22 protein-coding genes are annotated in these 26,814 nt (G+C 60.3%); 4 read left to right on the forward strand and 18 right to left on the reverse strand.

Annotated elements, in window-relative coordinates; translation table 11 throughout:
- The first annotated feature begins 40 nt into the window (after positions 1–40).
- Together QOL84_RS09525 and QOL84_RS09530 are read left to right on the forward strand one after the other, a co-directional pair.
- The gene (locus tag QOL84_RS09525; protein WP_283437042.1) at positions 41–1,159 is read left to right on the forward strand and encodes an HlyD family secretion protein; all 1,119 of its coding nucleotides are present in this window, start codon (positions 41–43) and stop codon (positions 1,157–1,159) included.
- A complete protein-coding gene (locus QOL84_RS09530) occupies positions 1,156–2,751 on the forward strand; it encodes a DHA2 family efflux MFS transporter permease subunit (RefSeq protein ID WP_283437043.1) in 1,596 nt (531 codons plus the stop codon). Before QOL84_RS09525 ends, QOL84_RS09530 begins: the two co-directional genes overlap by 4 nt.
- A gap of 130 nt (positions 2,752–2,881) precedes the next feature.
- Here QOL84_RS09530 and QOL84_RS09535 read toward each other — a convergent pair whose 3' ends face one another.
- The 5 genes from QOL84_RS09535 to QOL84_RS09555 form a co-directional block, all read right to left on the reverse strand.
- Positions 2,882–3,322: a carboxymuconolactone decarboxylase family protein gene (locus QOL84_RS09535; RefSeq protein WP_129391721.1), complete on the reverse strand. Its 441-nt coding sequence runs from the start codon at positions 3,320–3,322 to the stop codon at positions 2,882–2,884.
- A 119-nt stretch (positions 3,323–3,441) separates the two neighbouring features.
- Positions 3,442–4,884, reverse strand: coding sequence for a mechanosensitive ion channel family protein (locus QOL84_RS09540; protein ID WP_129391718.1), 1,443 nt, complete (start codon positions 4,882–4,884; stop codon positions 3,442–3,444).
- A gap of 165 nt (positions 4,885–5,049) precedes the next feature.
- Complete coding sequence (gene ycaC / locus QOL84_RS09545) at positions 5,050–5,676, reverse strand: isochorismate family cysteine hydrolase YcaC (RefSeq protein WP_283437044.1); 627 nt, start codon at positions 5,674–5,676, stop codon at positions 5,050–5,052.
- A gap of 57 nt (positions 5,677–5,733) precedes the next feature.
- On the reverse strand, positions 5,734–6,417 hold the full coding sequence (locus QOL84_RS09550) for an isochorismatase family protein (RefSeq protein ID WP_283437045.1): 684 nt from the start codon (positions 6,415–6,417) through the stop codon (positions 5,734–5,736).
- An 86-nt stretch (positions 6,418–6,503) separates the two neighbouring features.
- Positions 6,504–7,370, reverse strand: coding sequence for a pirin family protein (locus tag QOL84_RS09555; RefSeq protein WP_283437046.1), 867 nt, complete (start codon positions 7,368–7,370; stop codon positions 6,504–6,506).
- 105 nt (positions 7,371–7,475) lie between these two features.
- Between QOL84_RS09555 and QOL84_RS09560 the strand changes: the two genes are divergently transcribed.
- Entirely contained in the window at positions 7,476–8,384 is a 909-nt protein-coding gene (locus QOL84_RS09560; RefSeq protein ID WP_283437047.1) for a LysR substrate-binding domain-containing protein, read from the forward strand.
- 226 nt (positions 8,385–8,610) lie between these two features.
- Positions 8,611–9,414 carry a 2,5-didehydrogluconate reductase DkgB gene (gene dkgB / locus QOL84_RS09565; RefSeq protein ID WP_283437048.1) on the forward strand — a complete coding sequence of 268 codons (804 nt, stop codon included), beginning with the start codon at positions 8,611–8,613 and terminating at the stop codon, positions 9,412–9,414.
- Here dkgB and QOL84_RS09570 read toward each other — a convergent pair whose 3' ends face one another.
- The 13 genes from QOL84_RS09570 to QOL84_RS09630 form a co-directional block, all read right to left on the reverse strand.
- Positions 9,415–12,633: a transporter substrate-binding domain-containing protein gene (locus QOL84_RS09570; RefSeq protein ID WP_283437049.1), complete on the reverse strand. Its 3,219-nt coding sequence runs from the start codon at positions 12,631–12,633 to the stop codon at positions 9,415–9,417.
- 10 nt (positions 12,634–12,643) lie between these two features.
- Positions 12,644–13,270: a response regulator transcription factor gene (locus QOL84_RS09575; RefSeq protein ID WP_283437050.1), complete on the reverse strand. Its 627-nt coding sequence runs from the start codon at positions 13,268–13,270 to the stop codon at positions 12,644–12,646.
- Positions 13,271–13,412: 142 nt separating this feature from the next.
- Entirely contained in the window at positions 13,413–13,847 is a 435-nt protein-coding gene (locus tag QOL84_RS09580) for an ANTAR domain-containing protein (protein ID WP_283437051.1), read from the reverse strand.
- Positions 13,848–13,937: 90 nt separating this feature from the next.
- Positions 13,938–15,158 (reverse strand): EAL domain-containing response regulator, encoded by a 1,221-nt coding sequence (locus QOL84_RS09585; RefSeq protein ID WP_283437052.1) that lies wholly within the window; start codon positions 15,156–15,158, stop codon positions 13,938–13,940.
- Positions 15,151–15,540 (reverse strand): hypothetical protein, encoded by a 390-nt coding sequence (locus QOL84_RS09590; RefSeq protein ID WP_283437053.1) that lies wholly within the window; start codon positions 15,538–15,540, stop codon positions 15,151–15,153. Before QOL84_RS09590 ends, QOL84_RS09585 begins: the two co-directional genes overlap by 8 nt.
- A gap of 176 nt (positions 15,541–15,716) precedes the next feature.
- Positions 15,717–17,861, reverse strand: coding sequence for an autotransporter outer membrane beta-barrel domain-containing protein (locus tag QOL84_RS09595; protein ID WP_283437054.1), 2,145 nt, complete (start codon positions 17,859–17,861; stop codon positions 15,717–15,719).
- A gap of 152 nt (positions 17,862–18,013) precedes the next feature.
- A complete protein-coding gene (locus tag QOL84_RS09600; RefSeq protein WP_283437055.1) occupies positions 18,014–18,787 on the reverse strand; it encodes an OmpA family protein in 774 nt (257 codons plus the stop codon).
- 10 nt (positions 18,788–18,797) lie between these two features.
- On the reverse strand, positions 18,798–19,211 hold the full coding sequence (locus QOL84_RS09605) for a DUF4398 domain-containing protein (protein ID WP_283437056.1): 414 nt from the start codon (positions 19,209–19,211) through the stop codon (positions 18,798–18,800).
- A gap of 128 nt (positions 19,212–19,339) precedes the next feature.
- On the reverse strand, positions 19,340–22,975 hold the full coding sequence (locus QOL84_RS09610; protein ID WP_283437057.1) for a transporter substrate-binding domain-containing protein: 3,636 nt from the start codon (positions 22,973–22,975) through the stop codon (positions 19,340–19,342).
- Positions 22,976–23,602, reverse strand: coding sequence for a response regulator transcription factor (locus QOL84_RS09615; RefSeq protein ID WP_283437058.1), 627 nt, complete (start codon positions 23,600–23,602; stop codon positions 22,976–22,978).
- 154 nt (positions 23,603–23,756) lie between these two features.
- Positions 23,757–24,944 (reverse strand): EAL domain-containing response regulator, encoded by a 1,188-nt coding sequence (locus QOL84_RS09620; RefSeq protein ID WP_283437059.1) that lies wholly within the window; start codon positions 24,942–24,944, stop codon positions 23,757–23,759.
- Between the two features lie 113 nt (positions 24,945–25,057).
- Complete coding sequence (locus QOL84_RS09625; protein WP_283437060.1) at positions 25,058–26,080, reverse strand: fimbrial protein; 1,023 nt, start codon at positions 26,078–26,080, stop codon at positions 25,058–25,060.
- Positions 26,077–26,811: a fimbrial biogenesis chaperone gene (locus QOL84_RS09630; RefSeq protein WP_283437061.1), complete on the reverse strand. Its 735-nt coding sequence runs from the start codon at positions 26,809–26,811 to the stop codon at positions 26,077–26,079. The genes QOL84_RS09625 and QOL84_RS09630 overlap by 4 nt, the downstream gene beginning before the upstream one ends.
- Positions 26,812–26,814 lie beyond the last annotated feature (3 nt).

Below are 26,814 nucleotides of genomic sequence, written 5' to 3' on the forward strand. Positions count from 1 at the left end.
TACGTCCGTAATAACGATCAGCTTTCACAGGTATTACGCCATGACCAGCATGCCCACCCTCGAAGCCGACCTCGCGGTTGCGATCAAGCCCCGGCCGCCTCTGCTTAAACGTCTGCTGATTCCCGGTGCGGGTTTGCTCGCGCTGATCTTCGCCGCCGTATACGCCGTGCATTGGTGGGGTGCCGGGCGCTTTCTCGAAGAAACCGACGATGCCTATATCGGAGGCGACGTAACGGTAATCGGCCCGAAAGTCGCCGGTTACATCGATGAAGTGCTGGTCAGCGACAACCAGCACGTCAAGGCCGGCGATGTGCTGATACGCCTCGATGCCCGCGACTATCGCGCCAACCTCGCCAAGACTGAAGGCGCCGTCGCCGCCGAAGTAGCGCTGCTGGCCAACCTCGACGCCACCGAACAACTGCAGCAAGCAGTGATCGGCCAGACCCGCGCCGGCATTGATGCCGCCGGTGCAGAAACTGCGCGTTCGCGCGATGACAACGCGCGCTACAAACGCCTGGTGACCACCAACGCGGTGTCGGTGGAAAGCGCGCAACGCGCCGACGCCACCTTCAAGACCGCGCAAGCCCTGAGCGCCCGCGCCCAGGCCGAACTGCTCGCCGCGCAACGCCAACTCGCCGTCATCGACACCCAGAAACAGCAGGCCCGCGCCGCCCTCCAACAAGCCCGCGCCGAACGCGATCTGGCGCAGTTGAACCTCGGCTATACCGAATTGCGTGCACCGGTCGACGGGGTGATCGGCAATCGCCGCGCGCGGGTGGGCGCCTACGCGCAGGCCGGTTCGCAGCAACTGTCAGTAGTCCCGGCCAGCGGCTTGTGGGTCGATGCCAATTTCAAGGAAGACCAACTGGCGCGGATGAAGCCCGGACAACGCGTGAGCATCCGCGCCGACGTGCTGTCGGGGCAGGAATTCCACGGTCGCCTCGACAGCCTCGCGCCTGCCACCGGTTCGCAATTCAGTGTGCTGCCGCCGGAAAATGCCACCGGCAACTTCACCAAAATCGTCCAGCGTGTACCGGTGCGGATCCTCCTTGATCCGGCTGACGGCGTCCTCGGGCATTTGCGTCCGGGCCTGTCGGTCACCGCTGAAGTCGATACCCGCGCCCAGCCGGAAACCAGCGCCGTGGCCGTTGCGCCATGAGCACCGCCAGCCTAACCGCCCCGGCGCAACCGTTCAACGCGGCGGACATGGCGACCGCGACCAAAGTGTTCGCCTTCGCAACCATGTGCATCGGCATGTTCATCGCGTTGCTGGACATCCAGATCGTCTCGGCCTCGTTGCGCGATATCGGCGGCGGACTGTCTGCCGGCACCGACGAAACCGCGTGGGTGCAGACCAGTTACCTGATTGCCGAAATCATCGTGATCCCCTTGTCGGGCTGGCTGTCGCGGGTGTTCTCGACGCGCTGGCTGTTCTGCGCCTCGGCGGTCGGTTTCACCCTCGCCAGCCTGCTCTGCGGCATCGCCTGGAACATCCAGAGCATGATCGCCTTCCGCGCGCTGCAAGGTTTTCTCGGCGGTTCGATGATTCCGCTGGTGTTCACCACGGCGTTCTTTTTCTTCACCGGCAAACAACGCGTGATCGCGGCGGCGACCATCGGCGCGGTCGCGTCCCTAGCGCCGACCATGGGCCCGGTGATCGGCGGCTGGATCACCGATATTTCCTCGTGGCACTGGCTGTTCTACATCAACCTGGTGCCGGGGATTTTCGTCGCCGTGGCGGTGCCGATGCTGGTGAAGATCGACCAGCCGGAACTGTCGCTGCTCAAGGGCGCGGACTATCTGAGCATGGTGTTTCTCGCGCTGTTTCTCGGCTGCCTGGAATACACCCTTGAAGAAGGCCCGCGCTGGAACTGGTTCAGCGACCAGACCATTCTCACCACTGCGTGGATCAGTGGCCTGGCCGGATTGGCGTTTATTGGCCGGACCTTGCACGTGGCCAATCCGATCGTTGATCTGTGCGCGCTAAAGGATCGCAACTTCGCCCTCGGCTGCTTCTTCTCGTTCGTCACCGGCATTGGGTTGTTCGCGACGATTTACTTGACGCCGTTGTTTCTCGGGCGGGTGCGTGGCTACAGCGCACTGGACATTGGTCTGGCGGTTTTCTCCACCGGCGTGTTCCAGATCATGGCGATTCCGCTGTACGCCTTTCTCGCCAATCGCGTGGATTTGCGCTGGATCATGATGGTCGGTCTGGGTCTGTTTGCCGTGTCGATGTGGGAGTTCAGCCCGATCACCCATGATTGGGGCGCGGGACAATTGATGCTGCCGCAGGCGTTGCGCGGGATTGCCCAGCAACTAGCGGTGCCGCCGGCGGTGACATTGACCTTGGGCGGGTTGGCACCGGCGCGGCTCAAGCATGCCTCGGGGCTGTTCAACCTGATGCGCAATCTCGGTGGGGCGATCGGTATTGCGGCGTGCGCGACCATTCTCAATGACCGCACCAACCTGCACTTCACCCGGTTGGCCGAACATTTGAACAGTAGCAATGAGGCGCTGAATCAATGGCTGGCGCAGGTCGGTGGCAACCTCGCGGCGCTGGGCCAGAGCGGTGACGTCGGTGTCACCGCGAGCCTTCACCAGTTATGGCTGCTGACCTACCGCGAGGCGCAAACGCAGACCTACGGCGACACCTTCCTGATGATCATGGTGTGCTTCGTCATCGCCACGGCGATGGTGCCCTTGATGCGCAAGGTACAACCACCGGCCGCGCCGAGTGCCGACGCCCACTGATCCCGATCCCGACATCACCACATTCCCCCTGTAGGAGCTGCCGCAGGCTGCGATCTTTTGATCTTGCCTTTTAAACACAAAATCAACAGATCGCAGCCTGCGGCAGCTCCTACAGGGGTGAGTGTTTGCTTTAGGCCTGTGGGGTTTTGCGGAAGCCTACGGCCAGGCGGTTCCAGCTGTTGATGGTGCTGATCGCGACGGTCAGGTCGACCATTTCTTTTGGTGAGAACTGCGCGGCGACCACTTCGTAATCTTCATCCGGGGCGTGGGTCAGGCTCAGTTGCGTCAGCGACTCGGTCCACAGCAGCGCGGCGCGTTCGCGGTCGCTGAAGAACGGCGCTTCACGCCATGCGGTGACCGCGAACAGACGGCGTGGCGTTTCACCGCCCTTGATCGCGTCGGCCGTGTGCATGTCGATGCAGAATGCGCAGCCGTTGATCTGCGAAGCGCGCAACTTGACCAGTTCGACCAGGGTCTTTTCCAGTGGCAGTTTCGACACTGCAGTTTCCAGAGCGATCATCGCTTTCAGGGCATCCGGGGAAGCGGTGTAGAAATCGGTACGAGCTTTCATGGCAGTATTCCGGGGGGCTGTGAATGTGGGATCTAAAGTAGTCCTGCAACGCCGCCGGACAAATAGCCAATCTCCCGGAAGACGAGTAGACCAGCCGTTTGTCCGCTTCCCGCAAGCATTCAGACCTGATTGCGCAGCCATTGCAAAAAGCCCTTCTTGGCCACCACCGCCGGCACGTCCGCCGTCAGGGCCTGGGCCTTGTGCAAGCGGTAATCGAGCAAGGCCTTCATCGCATCGTTGATGTCGTGACGCGCATCCAGACACGGTTTGAGGTAGGTCTTTTCGATGCGGTACAACGCACAGAAGGTTTTCGCGGCAAACGTCGCCGGCACCGACGAGTCGGAAAGAATGCCCGCTTCACCGATGACCTCGCCAGGCCCCATACGCCCGGATTCGAACGGCGCACCGTGACGAATCAAGGTCACCGATACCACGCCGGATTCGATGATGAACAAATGATCGCTGACCTCGCCCGCCTCGAGAATCGTCTCGCCGGCGCGAAAGGTTTTCAGCGTCATGTTCTGGCTGAAGGTGTCTTTCTCTTCCTGCCGCAACGTCGAGAAAATCGGCGAACTGTCGAGCAGCGCGCGCGGCCGCGACAGGTTGGTGGGGGCAACGCTTTCATCGCTCGACAGCAGATTGAACCCGGACGCCTGCAAGTGCCGGTAAGCCAGGTCGAACAGCTGATTGCGCACCACGCGTTTTTCGCCCATCGAGGCGACAAAGCCGCTGATCTCGTATTCCGCACCGCCGCTGTCGGAGCTTTTCAGCGCCACACTCGGCGCCGGCGTGTCGAGCAATTGCCGGCACCCCTGCATCGCCCGCTCCAGCGCATCGATCACCGAATTGGGCCGGGCGTGCGGGCTGACCTGCACGCTGACCGAGACGCCGAACATATTGCTCGGCCGACTGAAGTTGATGATCTTGGCCTTGGCCGCCAGCGAGTTGGGAATCACCGCCATGCTGCCCTGGCTGGTTTGCAGACGCGTGGCGCGCCAGTCGATGTCGGTGACCCGGCCTTCGGTGCCGTCGATGGAAATCCAGTCATCCAGTTGATAGGGCTTGGTGGTGTTGAGGACGATCCCGGAAAACACGTCGCTCAAGGTGCTCTGCAAGGCCAGACCAACGATGATCGCCAGCGCGCCGGACGTCGCCAGCACCCCTTTGACCGGCAGGTCGAGCACATAGGCCAGTGCAGCAATGATCGCGATGAGGAAAATTACCGCGCCGAGCAAATCCTGCAGCAGCCGTCCGGTGTGGCCGACCCGTTGCATCATCACCGCACCGATCAATACCGTCAGGGTGCGCGCGCCGAACAGCCACCAGCCAATCTGCAACCCGGTCGCCGCCAGGTGCAACGGCACGTTGTCGGCCCACGGTGCCGGCTCCATCGGGTTGAGGCCTTCGTTGAACAACAGGATGCTGAACAGGCTGAAAATCAGCACACGCACCAGCAGTTTCCACTCGCTGCCACGGGAACTGATCAGGCGCCACAGCCCCAGATCGAGGAGGATCAGGATCAACGCGCAAAACAACGGATGTTCAGTCAGCAGAGACAGCATCAAACAACTCCGACAGGGGCCAATCGCGAGAAGATCGCACAGATTGGAACAGTGTAGGAGCAAATCACCACACCCCCTGTAGGAGCTGCCGCAGGCTGCGATCTTTTGATCTTTAAAAACAACATCAAAAGATCGCAGCCTGCGGCAGCTCCTACAGGGAATTGGTTATTTGTCGTTGGTCAGGCTGTTGTAGCTGGTGAACAGGTTGCGGTAATCCGGGATGTGGTTGGAGAACAGCGTGCCCAGGCCTTCGATGTCGTTGCGCCAGTCGCGGTGCAACTCGCACGCCAGGCCGAACCAGGTCATCAGTTGCGCGCCAGCGCTGGACATACGATTCCACGCCGATTCGCGAGTCAATTCGTTGAACGTGCCCGAGGCATCGGTAACCACGAACACATCAAAGCCTTCCTCCAGCGCCGACAGCGCCGGGAACGCCACGCAGACTTCGGTGACCACGCCGGCGATGATCAACTGCTTCTTGCCGGTGGCCTTGATCGCCTTGACGAAATCTTCGTTGTCCCAGGCGTTGATCTGCCCCGGGCGAGCGATGTACGGCGCATCCGGGAAGAGTCCCTTGAGCTCCGGCACCAGCGGGCCATTGGGGCCGGTTTCAAAACTGGTGGTAAGGATGGTCGGCAGCTTGAAGTACTTGGCCAGGTCGGCCAGCGCCAGCACGTTGTTCTTGAATTTGTCCGGGTCAATATCGCGCACCAGCGACAGCAGGCCGGCCTGGTGATCGACCAGCAGAACGGCAGCGTTGTTCTTGTCCAGACGTTTGTATTGAGTGGTCATTGCAGTAATCCTCGCGGGTGATAGAGGCCGACCGGTGATCGGCCCCAGGAGACTCGATCAGCGCTGCGAATCCAGCACTTCGTGTTCGTTCGCGACTTGCTGGGCTTTGAGGTAGCTCTCGATCAGCAATTGATAATGCGGCATGGCCTGGGCGTAGACGGCCGCCCACTGTTCGGCATCGGGACGGTTCCACGAGCCTTGCAGCTCGGAAAGCGTAGCCATGATGTCGATCGGCACCACCCCGGCCTGGGCCAAACGGGCAACTGTCAGATCAGTGGCCAGTTTCGAGTGATTACCGGACGCATCGACCACGGCGAACACCTTGTAGCCTTCATGCACCGCAGCGATGGACGGGAACGCCAGGCAGACGCTGGTCAACGTGCCGGCAATGACCAGGGTTTTCTTGCCAGTGGCTTTGACCGCTGCATGAAACTCCGGGTTGTCCCAGGCATTGATTTCGCCTTTGCGCGCCACGTATTGCGCATGCGGCGCGGCTTGGTGAATCTCCGGGATCAACGGCCCGTTCGGCCCTTGTGGCACGGAGGCGGTGGTGATCACCGGCATCTTCAGCAGCGTCGCCGCTTTGGCCAGTGCGATGGCATTGGCGCGCAGTTGTGGCACGTCCATGTCCTTGACGATCTGGAACAGACCGCTCTGGTGGTCGATCAGCAGCATCGCTGCGTCGCTGGCATCGATGGTCGGTTTCTGGCCGTCGAAGTTCGCTGCATTGACAGTGTTCATGTGCGTTTCCTCTTTTCTATAGGCAACAGCCATCCCTGGCCTGCGAACCGGCCTACGCGTCCTGTGTAGAGCGGAGTGGTTGTGCGTTAAGCGTGCATCTGGCCGAAGCGGCCGGACTGGAAGTCGGCGAAGGCCTGGTGGATTTCCTGCTCGCTGTTCATCACGAACGGGCCGTGACCGACGATCGGCTCATCGATTGGCTCGCCGCTGAGCAGCAACACCACGGCATCCTGGCTGGCTTCGAGGGTCAGTTGCTTGCCGTCACGTTCGAACAGCGCCAACTGCCCTTCGCGTACCGACTCCAGACCGTTGACCTGCACCGAGCCTTTCAACACCACCAGCGCGGTATTGCGCCCTTCGTGCAGATCCAGCGTCAGCAACTTGCCGGCGTTGAGGCGCAGGTCCCACACGTCAATCGGGGTGAAAGTGCGCGACGGCCCGGTGTGGCCATCGAACTCACCGGCGATCAGGCGCAGGCTGCCGGCGTTGTCCTTGAGCGCGATGCTCGGGATGTCGCTGTCGAGGATGGTCTGGTAGCCCGGCGCGGCCATTTTGTCCTTGGCCGGCAGGTTGACCCACAACTGGACCATTTCCAGTTTGCCGCCGGTTCTGGCGAAGTTCTCCGAGTGAAACTCCTCATGGAGGATCCCCGAAGCGGCGGTCATCCACTGCACGTCGCCCGGACCGATGGTGCCGCCACTGCCGGTCGAGTCGCGGTGCTGCACTTCGCCTTCATAAACAATAGTCACGGTTTCGAAACCGCGGTGTGGATGCTGACCAACGCCACGCCGTTCGGTGGTCGGGGTGAAATCGGCAGGGCCGGCGTGATCGAGCAGCAGGAACGGGCTGATGTGTTTGCCGAGGTTGTCGTAGGAAAACAGCGTGCGAACCGGGAAACCATCGCCGACCCAATGGCCGCGCGGGCTGGTATAGATACCGATGATATTTTTCATGGTGGTCTCCAATGGGGGTGAGTGATGCGATGGATTAAGCTTAAATCCGTAGCCATTAATGCACTAGACTGCAAAAACCAGCCTTAGCGTTCTATATGGAGAACGATGGTGGAAGACCTCAACACCCTCTACTACTTCACCCAAGTGGTCGAACATCATGGCTTCGCCGCCGCCGGGCGCGCGCTCGACATGCCCAAATCGAAACTCAGCCGGCGTATTTCCGAGCTGGAAGAGCGCCTCGGCGTGCGCCTGCTGCATCGCACCAGCCGCCATTGTTCGCTGACTGAAATCGGCCAGGCGTATTACCAGCGCTGCCTGGCCATGCGCATCGAAGCCGAGAGTGCCGCCGAGCTGATCGAACGCAATCGCTCCGAGCCGCAAGGGCTGGTGCGCCTGAGTTGCCCGACGGCGCTGCTCAACTCGTGGGTCGGGCCGATGCTCACCCGCTATTTGCTCAAGTATCCGCTGGTGGAACTGTTTATCGAGAGCACCAACCGTCGCGTCGACCTGCTGCACGAAGGTTTCGACATTGCTCTGCGGGTACGTTTTCCGCCATTGGAAAACACCGACATGGTCATGAAGGTGCTCGGTAACAGCATGCAATCGGTGGTCGGCAGCCCGCAGTTTGTCGAACGCCTGTCGTCACCGCCCTCGCCTGCTGACCTCAATGGTTTACCAAGCCTGCATTGGGGCGCGGCGCAGCGTGAGTATCAGTGGGAGTTGTTGGGGCCGAACGACAACACCGCGCTGATCCGCCATACGCCGCGAATGGTCACCGATGATTTGATCGCCTTGCGTCAGGCGGTGATTGCCGGGGTGGGTGTGGCGCATTTGCCAAGTGTCGTTGTGCGTGACGACATTGCCGCCGGGCGGGTGGTGGAGTTGATTCCGGGGTGGGCACCGAAATGTGGGGTGGTGCATGCGATCTTTCCGTCGCGGCGCGGGTTGTTGCCGTCAGTGCGCACGTTGATTGATTTTCTCGGCGAGGAGTTTGCCCACAGCGACATTGCCTGAATCGGCGGTGCGCCCATCGCGAGCAGGCTCACTCTTACAAGGGACTTTGAGCGCCACAGATCTTCTGTAGGAGTGAGCCTGCTCGCGATGAGGCCAGTCCAGACAACACAGAATCCAGGATTGATTCATGACTTCTGCTCAACACTGCTTTGCCCCACCAGCGGTTTTTCTCACGGATGCAGACGCGGATACTCGACCCCATTCCCACTGCAACCCTGGAGTTCTCATGTCTGTTCCCGCTTTCGGCCTCGGCACGTTCCGCCTGCAAGGCCAGGTCGTCATCGACTCGGTCAGCACCGCCCTTGAACTCGGCTACCGGGTCATCGACACCGCGCAAATCTACGAAAACGAAGCCGACGTCGGCCAGGCGATTGCCGCCAGCGGCGTCCCGCGCGAAGAGTTGTTCATCACCAGCAAGATCTGGATCGCCAACTTCGCCAAGGACCGCCTGATCGACAGCCTCAAGGAAAGCCTGCAAAAGCTGCAAACCGACTACCTTGACCTGACGCTGATTCACTGGCCATCGCCGGAAGATCAGGTGCCCGTCGCAGAATTCATGGGCGCGCTGCTGGAGGCCAAGCGCATGGGCCTGACCCGGCAGATCGGCGTTTCCAACTTCACCATCGACCTGATGAAACAAGCAATCGCCGCGGTCGGCGCAGAGCACATTGCGACCAACCAGATCGAACTGCACCCGTACCTGCAAAACCGCAAAGTCGTCGAGTTCGCCGAAAGCCAGGGCATCCACATCACCTCGTACATGACCCTCGCGTACGGTGAAGTGTTGCAGGATCCGCTGATCCGGCAGATCGCCGAACGCCTGCACGCCACCGCGGCGCAAGTGACGTTGGCGTGGGCCATGCAATCGGGTTACGCGGTGATTCCGTCGTCGACCAAACGCGCCAACCTGCAAAGCAACCTCGGCGCCAGCGCGCTGACCTTGAGCGACGCGGACATGGCGCTGATTGCCTCGCTGGATCGCGGCCATCGCCTGACCAGCCCGAAAGGCATTGCGCCGGCCTGGGACTGATCAGCCCTGCAGCCGCTGCGCGAGGCTGTCCATGGCATCGCGCACGGCGTTGGTCGCCGTGGCGACTGGCTCTGTTTCAGTCTCTCGACAGGCTTGTTCAAGTTTCGCGCAGGCCGACACCAACCGAGCTGCGCCGACCATTTGCGCACCACCCTTGATGTGGTGCGCAAGGTCGCACAACCCTGCGCGATCCTGTATCGGACGCAGACTTTCCAGACGCTGCAGATCATGCAGCAGACTGCTCAAGACTTCTTCGCGCAAACGCTGGATCAGCGCGTGATCGTTACCGGTCATGTGTTCCAGGGTGCTCAGATCGATCTCTTTCAGCGGCTCTGCTGCGCTCGGTTCAACCTCACCGGGACAATCGCCTGCGCCATTCAAAGCCAGATCCAGATCATCCAGACGAATCGGTTTGAACAGGCAGTCGTCCATACCGGCCTGTAGGCAACGGCGTTTTTCCTCGACCTGTGCATTGGCGGTAAACCCGATGATCAGACAGGGTCTACGGCCAGTTGCCGACTCTTCTTCACGGATGGCCTGCGCGAGTTCATAACCGTTACGCCGGGGCATATTGCAGTCGCTGATGACCACATCGAACGGCTGCGCGCGCCAGCATTCCAGGCCTTGATCACCGTCCTCGGTGTCGACCGTACGGTGGCCGAGTTCGCTCAGTTGCCAGCACAACAGCAAGCGGTTCACCGGATGATCGTCGACCACCAGCACGTGCAGCGAACGCCTCGGAGTGTCTAGCGTTGGCGCCACTTCAGCATCCGGCACACGCGCCGTCAGCATCGGCAACTGCAAGCTGACTTCAACCCGCGTGCCCTCGCCCGGCACGCTGTCGAGCCGCAAAGTGCCGGCCATCATTTCGCACAGACTGCGGCTGATCACCAGACCCAACCCGGAACCGCTGCGCACCGCTTGCGAAGAGTTGCCGACCTGAACAAACGGGCTGAACAAGCGTTGCCTGTCCTGCTCGCTGATACCGATACCGCTGTCTTCGATGACGACGCGCACCGTCAATTGCTCGGGGGCCATTGCGGACACCTGCAAACGCAGACTGATTTCGCCCTCTTCAGTGAACTTGATCGCGTTGTTCAACAGATTCGACAGCACCTGTTTGAAACGGGTCGGATCGATCAACACATCGACGTCGCTGTGCGCATCCAGGTCAAGGTGCCAGAGCAAGCGTTTCTGCCGCGCCAGCCCTTCGAATACCCGGCACACCGAGGCCACCAGCTCGCGCAGATTGGCCCGTTCGGGGTTAATGGACAGGTGCCCCGACTCGATGCGCGCAATATCGAGAATGTCGCCGATCAACGCCAGCAATTGCTGACCGGCACCGGATGCAACCTGGATCGCCAGACGGTCGGTGATGCCCTCGTCGGCGCGCTTCAAAGCCAGTTCGAGCATGCCGATCAGGGCATTCATCGGCGTGCGGATTTCATGGCTCATGGTGGCGAGAAAGGTCGTCTTGGCCCGGTTGGCGTCGTCGGCGGCCTCCTTGGCTTCCTGCAATTGCCCCAACCATCGCTGGCGTTGACGAATCTGCCAGCGCTGGAAGGCGATCCAGCCGAGCGCAAACAGCAGCAGACCGGCAGCGACAGCGAAGCCCTGAATGATTGCGCGCCGATGGCGTAACCAATAACTGTCGTCCGCCACCACGTCATGGCTCCAGCGCTCGATCAGGTCGTCCATTTCCTGCGGGGCGATGCTCAACAACGCTTTGTTCAGAATGGAATGCAGCGCCGGTGCCTGCGGCGCCGTGGCCAAGGCGATACGTGCCGGTTGATCGCCCACCGTGCCGAGAATGCGCAAACGTGCAGGGTAGTAGCGATCGATCAGATAACGCGCGACCACCAAGGAACTCACCGTCGCATCGACCTGGCCCTTGTCGATCAACGCCATGCCCTCGGCCGGGCTCTTGACCTCGACCAGGCGCAACTGCGGCACGCGCTCCAGCAGATAAGCACGCAATGGATGACCACGGTAAATCGCCAGGCGCTTGCCCGCGAGATCGTCGAGACGGCGTGGGCTCTGCGCGCTCGTCGCACTGATCAGCACGAATGGATTGTTCAGGTAAGCCCGGGTGAAGCGCAGTTCCAGCTCGCGCTCGCTGCTCGGCGTCACCACCGGCAAGACATCGAGTTCGCCAGCCTTGAGTTGCTCGATCTGCCGATCCAGCGAGCCACCGCGCACAATCTCGAAGTTGAGGCCACTGCGCTGGGCGATCAGGCTCAGCAGTTGCGCAGAAAGCCCGCGAAAACGATTGTCCGCATCAAAGAATGTCAGCGGCGCAAAATCTTCGACGGCACCGACCCGTATGACCGGATGCGCGGTCAGCCAACGCTGCTCACTGGCGCTCAGACGGATCCGCGCTTGCGCGGTCATTTCGGCGCGACCGGCACTCCAGCGTTGTTCGATGAGCTGGCGCCGCTCCAGCGGAATCGCCAGCAGTGCCTTGTCGACCAGGCGCTTGAGAGGGGCATCGCTGCGCAGCAAGGCAAAACCGAACGGGCTGGCATCAAGCCCCGACGGGCCGGCCAGTTGCAGGTCGTTGCGGTAATTGGTGTTGATCAGATAATTGGCGCTGATGAGGTCGCCGAGGTAGACGTCATCCGCGCCGAACGCCACTGCGCCCAAGGCATCCATGGCCGAGGCGTAGCGTTGCACGCTGGCCTCGGGATAGAACGCCTGCACGCTCGATGCCGGTAAGTAGTCCTCGACCATGGCGATGCGCTTGCCAGCCAGATCTGCCGGCAGCGACTCATCGAGCCGGATCACCAGCATCGGCTGGTCTTCAGCATAGCCACGCGACAGAATCACTTCGGGATCGGCAGTCTCGAAACTGTTCGAGGTACCCAGCAGGTCGATCTCGCCGCGCTTGAGCGCAGCCATCACCGCGTCCCGACGCGCGTAGCGCTGCACTTCGATGCGCAGACCGAGCAATTGCGCGAGCAGATCGGCGTAATCGGCGGTCAGGCCTTCAAGGTCCAGTTGATTGCGGGTGATTTCGAACGGCGGGTAATCCGGTCCGGAAATGCCGATGCGCAACAGCGGATGCTGGCGCAACCACTGCCGATCCTGATCATCCAGGCGCAGCTGGACATGCTCCAGGCGGGTGCGCGTCAGCACTTCCAGCACCTGCGGTGTTTCGCTGGCCAGACAAGGCATCGCCAGCAACAGCCACACGGTCAAACTCCAGCGCCGGACATTCATGCGCGATCTCTCAGATCAAGTGATTACGTTTGGCAAAATCGCGCAGGTGCACCGCCGAACTCACACCCAGTTTTTTCATCAGGCGGGTTTTATAGGTACTGACGGTCTTGTGGCTCAGGTTCATGTTTATGGCAATTGCCTTGTTCGACGCGCCTTGGCCCAATTGCACGAAGATGCTCAACTCACGGTCGGACAATTGATCGATCATCTGTTTTTCAGTGGTCAGCAACGGCGTCAGCGTGCCGGTGCTGTCGGCCAATGCCGAAAAATAGGTGTAGCCCGACATCACCGCCTGAATGGCTTTGTGCAATTGCTGCAAGTGATTGGTTTTGGTGACGAACGCCGTAGCCCCGGCGCGCAGGCAGCGTTCCTGATAGAACAGCGGATCATGCGAGGTGAACACCAGTATCCGGCAATCAAGCGCATTGGCGCGGATCCGGGCCAACACGTCCAGCCCGTCGAGGGCCGGCAGACGCAGATCGAGTATCACCAGCTTTGGCGCATGCTCACGGATCAGCGGCACCACCTCGTTGCCATTCGACGCCTCGTGGATCTCCTTGAAGCCTTCGCTTTGCAGCACGATTCTGACGGCGGCGCGCACCACCGGATGATCATCGACGATCAACGCTGACTTCATGACCTCTCCCGCTGCAATAGCATGACGATGGCGCCGCATGGCCGCGCGCTGCGCACAGATAAGCTGCGCAGTGACTGTTGCATGGGAATGGGGGTGAATCTAGCTGTCAGATCTGACAGTTGCGACTGGCAAAATTCTATGCTTAAGCTTGACGTTGCAGGCTTGGCGTTCGATCCCACCGGCGTGGAGCGAGGTCCTTGGGCACATCGACAAGGGCCATCAGATGTTTGATTGCTGGGGCCTGCGGCAATGTCGCGTGACTGATCTGCACGTTGTCCTGAGCAAAACCGGGCGTCGTCTGCACAGGCGCCGATGGCTCGTTGTAGATCAAGGCATGACGCACCTGCGGGTTGTCGAGGAAAAACCCCAGCAGGTCCAGCGAACCGGCCGCCAGCTCGGCGTTGATCACCACCACATCGAACGGTTCACAACCATAATCGACCAGCGTCAGCAACTCGGCGAGGGTTTGCACCGGCGCTACACGGTAGTAGTCGAGGCCATTGAACAGTCGCTCGATTTTCATCCGGTGAAAATGCTGCGGGTCGGCGATGAGGATGCGCAGGGCTTTATTGATCATGGTCGATCTCCCGGTAGGATGGGTTTCTGGGTGAGGCAAGATTACGCAAGCCGTGTGAAGGGATCTGTAGGATCTTTCCGAAAGAAAAGGTCATTCATCCGCGGTTTTCCGAGCGTTGCGCTGTTGCAGCCAGTCGAGCAAATCCGCCCCGGACATTGGTCGCGCGTACCAGTAGCCCTGCCCTTGCGTGCAGCCCAGCGCCAACAGTTCGCGGCGCTGGGCGTCGGTCTCGATGCCCTCAATCACCACGCTCATACCGAGGGTTTCGCCCAGCGCCAGCGTGCTGCTGATCGCGGCCCGGCAGCGCGGTTCATGTTCGAGGTTGCGAATGAAGTCAGCGTCGAGCTTGATTTCGTTGAACGGCAATTGGCACAGGCGCTGTAACGAGGAAAACCCGGCGCCGAAGTCGTCGATCGACAAGCGGCAACCCATCATGCGCAGACGTACCAAGGTTTCGAGGCTGGTGGCCGGCGCTTCGAGCAGGCCGCTTTCGGTCAGTTCGAACGTCAGGCTCGCACCCGAAGTGGCATGTCGCGCCAACAGGCTGCGCAGTCTCAAAGTCAGCTCACCGCTGGCCAGTTGCACCGCTTGCAGGTTGAACGCCATGTTCAAGGCAAAGCCCTGCTCACGGGCACTGCGCTGCACGGCCAAGGCCTGATCCAACTGCGCAAACAGTAACGGGTCGAGCAAACCGCAACGCTCCAGCACCGGCATGAACAGCGCCGGGGAAATAATCCCCTGCGTCGGGTGCAGCCAGCGGCACAGCACCTCAACGCCACACACCTCACCGGTGTGCAAATTGAATTTGGGTTGATACCAGGCGTGCAACTGCTGTGCAGCCAGCGCCTGACGCACTGCCGCTTCGCTGGCCAGCGTGATCACTGCGGCGGGTGCCTGCGGCAGTGCCGGGCGGTGGACGAACTTGTCGAGCAGCTCCGCCAGTACTTGCCCATGCAGCGGCTTGCCGACATCCCCGAGCAGTTCCAGCCCGAGCAACGCGACCATCTGATGCACGGCCCGCCGCAAGTCCGCCGACAGCGAACTGCTGATGATCACCGACTTGACCTGCCCCGTGGCACCGACCCGCTGGAGAAACTCCAGGCCGTCCATCCCTTCCATTTGCAAATCGCACAAGGCCACGTCGACCGTGCCTAGGGTTTGCAGCAATGCCAATGCCTGGGCGCCGTCACTCGCCTCGAAGACTTCCTCGCAACCGAGGGTGCGCAGCATGTTGACCGCCACCGAGCGCTGGAAGGCATGGTCTTCCAGTACCAGCACGCGCAACGGCAGTGCGGGAGATCGTCTAAACATCGAGTTGCTCCAGCAGAGGGCCAAGGGTTTGCCGATCCGGCGTACGGATCAGGCTCAAATGACGGCGCGCAGTGGTATAGATCGGCTCGGCCCAGGCCTGGCCTCGGCGCGCGTCATAAATCACGCCGTGACGAATCTGCGCACAGCTCTGAAAAAACCGCACCGGATCGATGCCGGCGGCGGCCATCAGTTCACCGTTGATCAGCATCAGGTCAAAGTGCTCGAACGGCTCGTGCGAGTACTGGGTCACGCCCAGTAGTTCACGAAACGAACGCACCGGCGTCAGCGCGCAGTAACCCAGTTCATTCAGGGATTTGCCGATTCTGGACTGCAGCGTGGGCAGTTCTTCGGCAATCAGGATTCGCCAGCATTTGTAGGTCATTGAATTCGGCAGTCATAGGAAAATTTACTGCTCCTAGCGCGTCGTAGCGAGAGCAGCTCCACACTAAGCAAAAGTCCACGACAGACATGTAGGACAAATCTGAAAGTTCGACTGAATGCTCTGAAAAACTCACAAGAAAAAAGCCATGCCGGAAGGACCGACAGGGCTTGCGCGACTTACCAGAGATAGCGATACCCCAGGCTCACACCAAACGGTTGCTCGATGCCGTTGCCTTTGGCGTATTCGGCATCCAAGGAGATTTTGCTCTTCTCGCTGACCTGCAATACACCGCCGAAACCGAGTTCGACGCGATTACCCGGCAGCTCGGCATCGAACTTGTTGCCATTGACGCGGACCTTGCTGCTGCCCTTGTGCTCGGTCACGTACGACGCTTTGACATACGGCTGGGCCTTCATGCCATTGCTCAATTCCAGGCTGCGCCCGAACAGCGAACCGACGCGGCTCTGCAACGAGTCCAGATCATCGGATTTGACCCGCAGGCCGTTGCTGGCGGTATAACTCGCGCCTTGGGAGCGGGTTGCCGTCAGTTCCACTTGTGGCTCGACGAACCAGCCCTCTTTCAGATCGATGCGCTTGCCGATTTCGATGTCGGCCCCGATACCATTGGTGCTGTAGGAACCTTTCACGGCCTGACCGAGATTGGTCGGGGTCTTGATCTCGTTGTCAAAACGGCTGTACTTCAACACGCTGTCGACGTACATGCCGTTGTCGCTCAGCCAAGTGGCATAGAGGCCAAACATGCGGCTTTCGATATTGCCGGTAGCGCCCTCACCAAAATCCAGATCCGAACGCGCGGTGCCAAGCATGCCGCCGACGTAGACCTTGCCGCTGTCCACCGCGAACGCCTTGTCGGCACCGATTTCCAGGCCGGTGACATCTTGCGAGTAGGCACGACTGGAGTGTTCGCTGATATCGAATCGCTTGCCGATGGCGCGAGTCCAAACGCCGCCGTCATCCTTGCCCATGCGCAGTTCGCCAAGACGCTTGACCAGCGCGTTCATCTGCGCGCTCCACAGACTCGCGCCAGCGGTATGGGCGGCGATGGCCGCGTTGGCGCCCTTGGACAAATGCTCAGGTGACGGGTCGATTGGCCGTGGTGACGCAACCGGGTCCACCGGATTGACCGGGGTCACCGGATCAACCGGCGTCACCGGGTCGACAGGCGTTACCGGATCCACCGGAGCGTTCCCCGCGCTGGCCAATACCCAGTCATCACCCTGCTGCTGCAAGGTGTAACGGAATGCCCCGGCATCAACGTGCCCGCCGTAGAGGCCGAATTTCGCATTGCCACCATTGGTGTCGACCAGCAGCAAGCGGCCGTCCGACGACATCGGCTCATGCCCAGAATCGCCGACGATCAGCGTGTGATCGCCGCTGGCCTGGCCAACGCCCTGCACCACCAGCACATCATTCTGCTGACTGGCGATGTCGCTGTTCATCAACACACTCCCGCTGCCGGACAGAGCACCGACCGTGAAGGTCTTGAAAGTGCCATCGCTGCTCGGGGCGAAGGCCAGGCGACCACCGTTGAGAGTCAGCGAGTCAACGGTCTTCACCGCATTTTCCATCACGTTGACCGTGCCGCCCGTTTCGGCGACCAACCCGTTAGCCTGAGCGTCGGCATACAGATTGACCTGCCCGCCATTGCTGACCGTGCTGTTGTTGGCCGTGCCGCGGCCATAGACGTTTTGCACACCACCGTCGATGAGCGTGTCCGTGGCGATCGCGCCACCGAAGGTGGTGGTGGTCAAACGCTGCTCACCGCCACTGAGAATCCGACTGCCCTGGGATGTGCCCAGATCCGTGAGGATCTGCACCCCACCCTCGTTGACCAGGGTATCCACCGCCGTTGCGGTTAGCTGAACAGTCTGTACCCCGCCCTGATTGATCACCGTACGGTTGGCGAAGCTGTTGGCGGTCTGTACGGTTTGCGAACCGCCATTGAGAACGGTGTCGTTGGCAATGCCGGAGGTCGAGACCAACTGCGACCCCGTGGCGCCCACCACCGTGCGGTTGGAAACGCCGCTCTGCACCCGTTGACTGCCGAGTACCGTCGCGTCATTCGACACGCCATCGCGGAACACCGCCTGGGTGCCCGTCAACTCAATCAAGGTGTTGTTGGCGGTGCCGTTATCGCCAACGTTCTGCTGGCCACCGGTAACGGTTTCGCCATCGACCACAGCGCCATTGTTGACGGTTGCAGTGAAAGCTTGCGCATGCACCGGCATCAACATGACGATGGCCAGAGCCAAGGGTGACAGGGTCAGTGCAGGACAGGTTTTTGCCGGGACAATCTTCATGCTTCGTACCTCAGTGATGAGGTAGCGAATTTAGAGATCAGGGGAGAAAAAAAGAGCAGGAAATTTCCCTTTGTTTGTAGGAAATTTCCTGCTCTCGTCACACTTGAATAGCCGTTCGCCCATTGCAGGCGAGCGACTGGCAGCCCTCGAAATCAGTTACGGGCGTTCACGGCTGCGGCGCCGTTCGACACAATCACTTCGACCCGACGGTTCTGCTGCCGACCGGCTGCATTACCGTTATCGGCAACCGCATACTCCTCGCCGTAACCCTGGGTCAGGATGCGCTGGGGATCGACACCCAGTTTCGTCAGCGCCCGGGCTACCGAAGCGGCACGACGCTCGGACAGTCGCTGGTTGGTCCCTTCGCTGCCGACATCGTCGGTGAAGCCTTCGACCCGCACCTTGCGCTCCGGGTTGTCGTTGAGGAAGTCGGCCAACTGCTGAAACTGCCGTTGACTGCCGTATTTGAGGTCAGCCTTGCCGGTGTCGAACAACACATCACCAAAGGTCACGACTTGGCCACGATCGGTCTGTTTTGCCTTCATCGCTTGCAGCGCTTTCAACTGCTGGGTGCGCACATCAAGTTGCACCTGCGTGCGCTCGGCATCGATTTTCTTCAGCCCGGCTTCCGCTTGACGGCCGGCAATGGTTTGTTCGGCCAAGGCGATTTTCTGGCTGGCCAGATACGCCAGTTGGTCGATCTGCGGTGCCTTGCGATCCTTTTGCGAGACCTGATCGGCCGCGTTCAACGCCGTGAACGCAGATTTGGTTTCAATGGTCGCCAGCGTGCTGGCTTCAGGCTTGCTTTGCAGTGCGCTGAATTGCGCGCGCGCTTCCACCAGTTGCGGATTTTCCGGCGGTGTGGCGCAGCCGGCGAGCATGACCGCGAACAATGTAGCGACAGGCAACAGTTTGAAGTTTGGCATGGGCGTGTCCTTATTGAGCGCTGGCTGGCGGGTTGAAACCGGTGACCGGGTCTTGCAGCATTTCCTGCTTGAGCACCTGAATACCGCTACGGGCATCGGTCAGTTGCTTCTGCCATTTCACCGCGCGCGATTTACGTTCGGCGAGGTTGGCATCGGCTTCGATCTGCTCGGCCAGCAACTTGGCCCGAGGGTACTGTTTCTCGCCCAGGGCGCGTTCCATCTGGAACATCTTGTCCTGCGCAGACTTCATTTCCAGCGGGGCATATTGCGTCGCCTCTGCCGAGACCGCACGGTTGACCGCATCCTTGGCCAGCGTGATCTGCTGCTCAGGAATCGGCGCACTGGCACAGGCGCTCAAGGCGGCCGCGATGGCCAGTCCACTGACGGCCAGGCGTACACGGGAAGACATACGGGGAAGGGTCATCAACAGCTCCAGACGTTAACTAGTGAAGTGGGCTCGGCTTCTCACCGAGACCACTGCACGTTAGCGACAGAGGTAAATGACGAATGTAGGAAAATTCGCAAGAGTGGACTGAAAGCGCAAATAATCGGTTACGCCAGATGCGCGTCCAGTTGCCCGGACAAATGCTCCATCGCCTGCTGAAGGATGTCTACCGCTTCAGTCAACACGAGGGTGTCGAGCCCTGCACTGGCAAGTTCCAGCGCCTCGCAGGCCTGAATCAGCGATTGCGCCTTGATGATCCGCGCACCGCCCTTGACCCGGTGCGCGAGGTCGGCGAGACCCGGCATGTCGTGCTGAGTGAACAGGCGCATCAGTTTGGCCATGTCCTGGGCATTGCTGGTGGCCAGATCGCTCAACAGACTTTTGATCGAGTCTTTGTCGCCGCGCGTCAATTGTTCGAGGCTGGTCAGATCGATATCCTCGGCCGCACGCTCGGCGAGCGGCTCCGTTGCACTTGCACGTGCCTGCGGAACGATGGCAACCAGGCGCAAATTCAGATCCTTGAGGCTGATCGGTTTGAACAGACAATCGTCCATGCCGGCCTCGGCGCAGCGATCCTTTTCCTCGGCAAGCGCATTGGCCGTGAAGCCGAGCACCAGACTTCGCGGCAGGCCTCGCGCGGCTTCTTCATCACGGATCGCCCGGGCCAGTTCATAGCCGTTCATGATCGGCATGTTGCAGTCGGTGATGACCACGTCAAACACCTGATTGCGCCATGCGCGCAAACCGTGGGCGCCATCCTCAGCGTCCGTTACCCGATGGCCCAGATAGTTCAACTGCTGGGCCAGCAACAAACGGTTGGCCGGGTAGTCGTCGATCACCAGAATATTCAGGCTGTGCTGGCTGCGCACCGGCTCGATTTCCTCGACCGGCAGGGCAACGAGCGGCTCGAGGGTTGGCAGACTCAGGCGCACTTCAATTTGCGTGCCCTGCCCCAACTCACTGGACAACGTCAGGCTGCCGCCCATCATTTCGCACAACGTGCGACTGATCACCAGCCCCAGGCCCGAACCACTGCGAGCCGACTGGCCATGGTTGCCCGCCTGGGAGAACGGACTGAACAACTGCGCCTGATCATCAAGGGAGATCCCGCGACCGCTGTCCTTGACCCGCAGACACAGGCTCAGGCGCTCGTCGTTTGCAGCGTCGACCTGGACGCTCAAATGAACCTGCCCGGCATCCGTGAACTTGATCGCGTTGCTCAGCAGGTTCGACAGCACTTGCTTGAAGCGCAGCGGATCGATCAGCACATCGACATTACTCAGGGCATCCAGATCGAGTTGCAGACGCAACTGTTTCTGCCGTGCCAGACCTTCGAAGATGCGCGCCACCGACTCGACCAGTTCACGCAGGTTGGCGCGCTGCGGCGCCAGCGTCAGGCGCCCGGATTCGATCCGGGCAATGTCGAGAATGTCGCCGATCAGATCGAGCAAACCACGCGCGGCACCCGAGGCCACCTCGATGGCGAAACGATCCGTCATGCCCTGATCGGCCTTTTTCAGTGCCAGTTCGAGCATGCCGATAATGGCGTTCATCGGCGTCCGGATTTCGTGGCTCATGGACGCCAGGAACGTGGTCTTGGCCCGATTGGCATCATCGGCGATGTCTTTGGCGATTTGCAGTTCCTGCACCAGGTGCTGGCGTTCGCTGACATCGATCCAGCCAGCGATCATGCCGGCGACTGTACCGTCGCTGTCGCGGTACGGCAGCATCCAGTGGTAGATCGTCAGCGCGCGACCGTCCGCCAGATTAAGGCTGCGGTCCTGGATGCTCGGCAAGCCGTCAGCCATCACTTGCAGGTAATCATCGTGGAAGGTCTGCGCCTGCTGTCGGTCGCTGAGCACGCCGTCCGTCACCCGCTGGCCTATCACCGCTTCGCGTTCGGTGCCAAACACTTGCAGGTAACCGCTGTTGCACGTCACCAGCCGGCCTTGACGGTCGCGGACATAAATCGGGTGCGGCGTACCGTCGATCAGCACACGCATGAATTCCATCTGATCGTTCAGCGCGACTTCCGCCTGCCGTCGCTTGCGCATCAGCAGACGCAGATAGGCGATCCAGCCCAGCGCCACCACCAACAGCACGCCGGCAATCACGAAGCCCTGAATGATCATGCCGCGATTGCGCAGCCAGTAACTGTCGTCGACCACCACTTCACTGCGCCAACGGTTGGTCAGCTCGTCCATTTCTTCCGGGCTGATGCTCAGCAAGGCCTTGTCGAGGATCGAATACAACTCCAGCGCCCCGCGATTGGTCGCCAGCGCGATACGCGCAGGCTGAGTGCCGACGGTACTGGAAACCTGCAAGCTGTCGCGGTACTGACGCGAGATCATGTAGCGGGCGCTGATCAGCGAGTTGATTGCGCCGTCGACCTTGCCCAGCGCCACCATGTCCATGGCATCGATAGCGTTTTGCGCAGGTATCAGCTGCACATTGGGATACTGCTCGACGAGGTATTCGCGCAGGACATTGCCGGTAATCAGCGCCAGGCGCTTACCGGCCATCTGATCCAGGGTTTTCGGTTCGCCGTCAAGGCGGGTGACCAGGACGAACGGATTGATCAGGTATGGACGGGTGAAACGCAGCTCTCCCTCACGCTCAGTGCTGGGGGTAAACGCCGCCAGCATATCGGCTTTGCCACTGCTCACCTGCTTGATCAGATCGCCGACCGAATCCACGCGCTGCAGATCGAACTGCAAACCGGTGCGCAGACTGATCTTGGCCAGTACATCGGCACTGATGCCACGGAACTTGCCGGCCTCGTCGACAAACGTCAGTGGCAGGAAATTCTCGTTGATCGCCACTTTGATGCGCGGATGCTTATCCAGCCAACGCTGTTCCCTGACGCTGAAATGCAATACATGCTGCCCGGGAATGGCGACGCCACCCACACTCCAGCGACGACGAATGCTCATGCGCTCGTCAATCGGAATAACCTTCAGCGCAGCATCGAGCACGCGCAACAATTGGCTGTTGTCGCGCGTCACGGCGAAGCTGAAGGGTTGCGTTTCCATGCGCGAAAAATCGCTGAGCTGGACGTTGTTGAGGTAGTTCTTCTTGATCAGGTAATTGGAGCTGAGCAGGTCACCCAGATACACGTCCGCCTGACCGAACGCGACCGCGCCGATGGCCGTCAGCGTCGACGGATACAGTTGCACGTTGGCGCGGGGGTAAAACGCCTTGACCGTTTCCGGCGGCAGATAATGATAGAGCATCGCCACCCGCTTGCCCGCCAGGTCCTCCGGCAGGTTATGGCTCTCGTCGATGCGGGTCACCAGGGTCGGATTGTCGTCGGCATAAGGCGAGGAGACTGCCAGTTCGCGATCCGCCGCCTCAAAACCGTTGGCGGTGCCGATCATATCGATCTCGCCGCTTTTCAACGCGGTCAACAGGTCGCCGCGCGAGGCATAACGCCGAACCTCGATATTGACGTGCAGCAATTGCCCGATCAACCGGGCGTAATCGGCCGTCATGCCCTCGTAATCGTTGCCGTTGCCAGTGATTGCAAAGGGTGCGTAATCGGGGCTGCTGTCGCCGAGCAGCAGCGTGCCTTTGCGACGCAGCCAGCTCCAGTCGGGTTCATCCAGCGAGGTGGCGTATTCCGTCACATCCGAACGACCGAGCAACTGCAACGTATCCGGTGGCGGGCCAGCCATCACCTGCAGTCCGGCCAAAGAGCCGAACAGCAGCAGGCCGGCCAGGCACTTTCTGACGAAAATAATCATTCAGAGCAGGTTGTTGCGCTTGGCAAAATCAGCGAGGTACACCACCGACTTGACGTTGAGTTTTTCGATCAGACGCGTCTTGTAGGTGCTGACGGTTTTGTTGCTCAACAGCATGGCTTCGCCGATTTCCTTGTTGCTCAAACCTTTGGCCAGTTGCTGCAGGATGGTCAACTCGCGGTCAGACAGACTCTGGATCAGTTCCAGGTCCGTGGCCTGGGCATCACTGCGGCGCACCGAACTGCTGGCCAGGTTGGGGAAGAAGGTATAGCCGTCCATCACCACTTTGATCGCCTTGACCAGTTCGTCCAGATCATTGGTTTTGGAAATGTACCCCGCCGCGCCGGATTTCATGCAGCGCATGGAATAGAACTGCGCCGACTGCGACGTCAGCACAAGGATCTTGCAATGCAGGTTCAGTGCACTGATTCGCGAAATCACCTCCAGGCCGTCAAGCTTGGGCATCGCAATATCCAGAATGATCAGGTCCGGCTTGTGCTCGCGGGCCAGTTGCACGGCATCGGCCCCGTTGTCCGCCTCCGCCACCACGTCGAAGTGCTCTTGTTTCAACAGCATTTTAACCGCAGAACGTATGAACGGATGATCGTCCACGATGATCGCTTTAAGCATAAAAACCCCTGTAGGACACACGTCGATGCACGACATCGGCAACGCCACGAACAACGATGAGACAACGGTCCAGACAATGCGCATGTCGAAAATACACGAGCATCACTGGAGTGTAGGAAGTTTCTTGAAAATCACTGCACAAAATCGGCAATGATCAGCGCGAGTCCGCCGGTTGTTCCAGCCACTTCAGCAGATCGTGCCCATTCATGGGGCGAGCCAGGTAATAGCCCTGGCCGATCTCGCATTCCAGCGCCAGCAAGCGTTCGAGTACCTTGGGACCGCTGACGCCCTCGATGACCAGATCCATGCCCAACGAACGGGCCAGCACCCGCGTGCTGGCGACCATTGCGCGGTTGCGCTGGCGATCGAGGTGTTGAACAAACCGGCCATCGAGCTTGATCTGGGTGAACGGTAATTGGCAGAGCAACTTGAGCGAGGAAAACCCCACACCAAAATCGTCGACCGCCAAGCCACAACCCAATAGACGCAAACGCAGCAAATTTTCCTGAGTGCCGGTGGGACAATCGAGCAAACCGTTCTCCGCCACTTCGAACATCAATACCGAACCTTTGAAGCCATGACGTTCCAGTGCCTGCTTGATGTGCTCCACCAATGCATTGTCATTGAGTTGCGAGGCATGCAGGTTGAAGGACAGTTCGAGGATGACGCCCCGGTGCCGCAGGATCCCCAGCAGGTTCAGGCCTTGCTCGAGCAAATGCTTGAACATCTGGTCGGTCAGGTCATAGGCCAATACCGCGGCGAGAAAGTCGCAAGGCAATAATGTGCCCCGCGCCGGATGTTCCCAGCGCGCCAGGGCCTCGACGCCGCTGACCCTGCCACTGTGCAGTTGAAACTGCGGCTGAAACCAGGCGCGGAATTCGCCCAGCGCCAGCCCGCGACGGACCTCGTCTTCGCTGGGCAGCTCCTTGTTCACCGGCATCATTTTCGGCACGGAACGGGCACGACTGTAGCGTTGCAACAATCGACTCAAGTCACGCAACTGGATCGGCCGGCTCAACACACCGAGCAACTGCAAACCGGCCAGAGAGGCCATCTGCCCCAGGGTGCGACTCATCTCCGGGGCCAACTCGCTGCACAGCATGACCGCGCGCACCATGCCGCTGTGACTGGCCAGACGCAGGAACTCCAGACAATCGATGCCGCGATCCGTCAAATCACACATCACGATATCGACCCCACCCTGCAGGTGGATCTGCACCATGGCCTGTTCGGCATCCGCTGCCTGCAACACGTCATGCACACACAGTTGGTGCAGCATTCTGACCAGCACGTTGCGGGCAAAATCATGATTTTCCAGCACCAGAATTCGTGGGGAGGCCATCGTTCTTTCATCACTCAATCGACCCGGGGAACGGGATAGTCGCCTGCGAAGGCAAAAAAGAACGAAGGACTAATCCTGCGTCCGTGTAGGAATTTTCCCAAGGAGTGCCCGCCTCAGTAATAAATGATCTGCACCACCATGATCGCTTCGAACGGTCCGACCTCGGGATCACCCAGTGCGACCAACGAGGCGCTGAACGGCACATCGATATGGCTGACGTCCGCCGGGAAATTCGCCAAAGGGAAAGGTTCGTTGACCTGCACCAGGTTGTTGCGGGCATCGCGCACCTGGATCCCGAACTGGCTGCCCGCCGTCGGCAGAATGTTGTAAAGGCCCTGCTGGTTGGCGGTGACAAACGTCGCACCGATGTTGATTGCACTGCTGCACTTCTTTTCCAGCGCAAGACTGAAGGGTCGGCTCGGATTGGGCGGCGAGAACCCGGTGGTGGTTTTCTGAATCACGCCAAAATCGACGATCCCCGGCTCAGGTGTCACTGTGACATCGACGGTGCACGCCGTGCCGACGATGTTCTGCAATCCGGAAAGTTGAAAACGAAAGTTGCCGAACGGATTGCCCGGCCCGCCATTCAAGCCATAGAGGCCGTCGAACTGAAAAACGTCGTAGGTGTCTTGCGAAGGCCGCTGCAACGGCAACAGCCCACGCTTGCGGATCACCACCTGAAACGCAATGCTTGGCGTCACCCGCGAGCAAGCAAGCATGTCGGCGGCGCTGGTTGCGTCCGGGCAACCACGGGAAATGAAGCCGCTGTTCACGCCTTGGGTCGGGTTGGAACTCCAGTCGCCGTCCCAGGCCGTCACGCCGCGATAGACCAGGCCGAATTCGATGCCCCACGGCGTGGCGTTGAGACCGGCCGGGTTGCCGTAGAAATAGATCGGATCGTCTTCTTTATAGTGGATATCGAAGAGTTTCCAGCAGTTGGCCGGCACCACGTGGGTTTTCGAGCGCCAGATGATCGTGCCGTCCGGTACAGTGTCCGGCACCGACACCGGGCCGATGTATTCGCTCAGACTGCTGCTCCCGTCCAGCGCTTTACAGACCATCGCCGAAGCGAATTGGGAAACCATCATCAGCAGCGCCGCCACCATCAGCCGGGTCAGCGCCGTGCGCAGCCTCACGGTTTCACACCCTTGCAGACGTTCGCCACGCAGTTGAACAGCGTGTCGGACTGGCCACCGAAGTCATTCATGTTCGACACCCGCAAGGTGTTGAACGAGGTGTTGCTGAGGGCAAACCGCGCGTTGCCGCGTGGCGCGATCATCACCGTGTCGATCGGCATGCTGGTTTTTTCCGGACCGGCGAGCAGACCCACCACGGTGATGTGAAACGGCGTCGGGTTATCGACAATCAGCTGTTTCGCCGCCGAGTCGATTTTCAGCTTCAGGCCCAAGGCAAGGTCTTCGCCGCGTTCGCGCTTCACCGCCGCCGGGCGGTAGAACAACTTGATCTTCGACTGCAAGGCAATCTGCATCGAGTTGACCGCCTGGCTCTTCGGTGGAATCTCGCGAATGTTCAGATAGAACACCGATTCACGATCCGCCGGCAACGCCAGCTCGGGCAATTTCACAATGCGCAGCACGCTGCTTTCGTTCGGCTCGATACGCTGCAACGGCGGCAGGACCATGAACGGTGACGTGACCTTCTGACCGCTCTCGTTCTCGATCCACGATTGCACAATGAACGGCAACTGCGGGTTCTTGTTGCTGACCGTAACACTCACGGACGGCGCACTTTCTTCGAACACCAGACGGGTGCGATCCGGCACGACGGCGGCGCTGGCCAGCAGCGGCAGACAAAGGCCGACGGCCAGCCACAGACGATGAGCGGTTAACACAGTAAAACGAGACATGGT

Origin of the sequence: Pseudomonas helmanticensis, assembly GCF_900182985.1 — a bacterium.
Classification (GTDB): Bacteria; Pseudomonadota; Gammaproteobacteria; order Pseudomonadales; family Pseudomonadaceae; genus Aquipseudomonas; species Aquipseudomonas helmanticensis.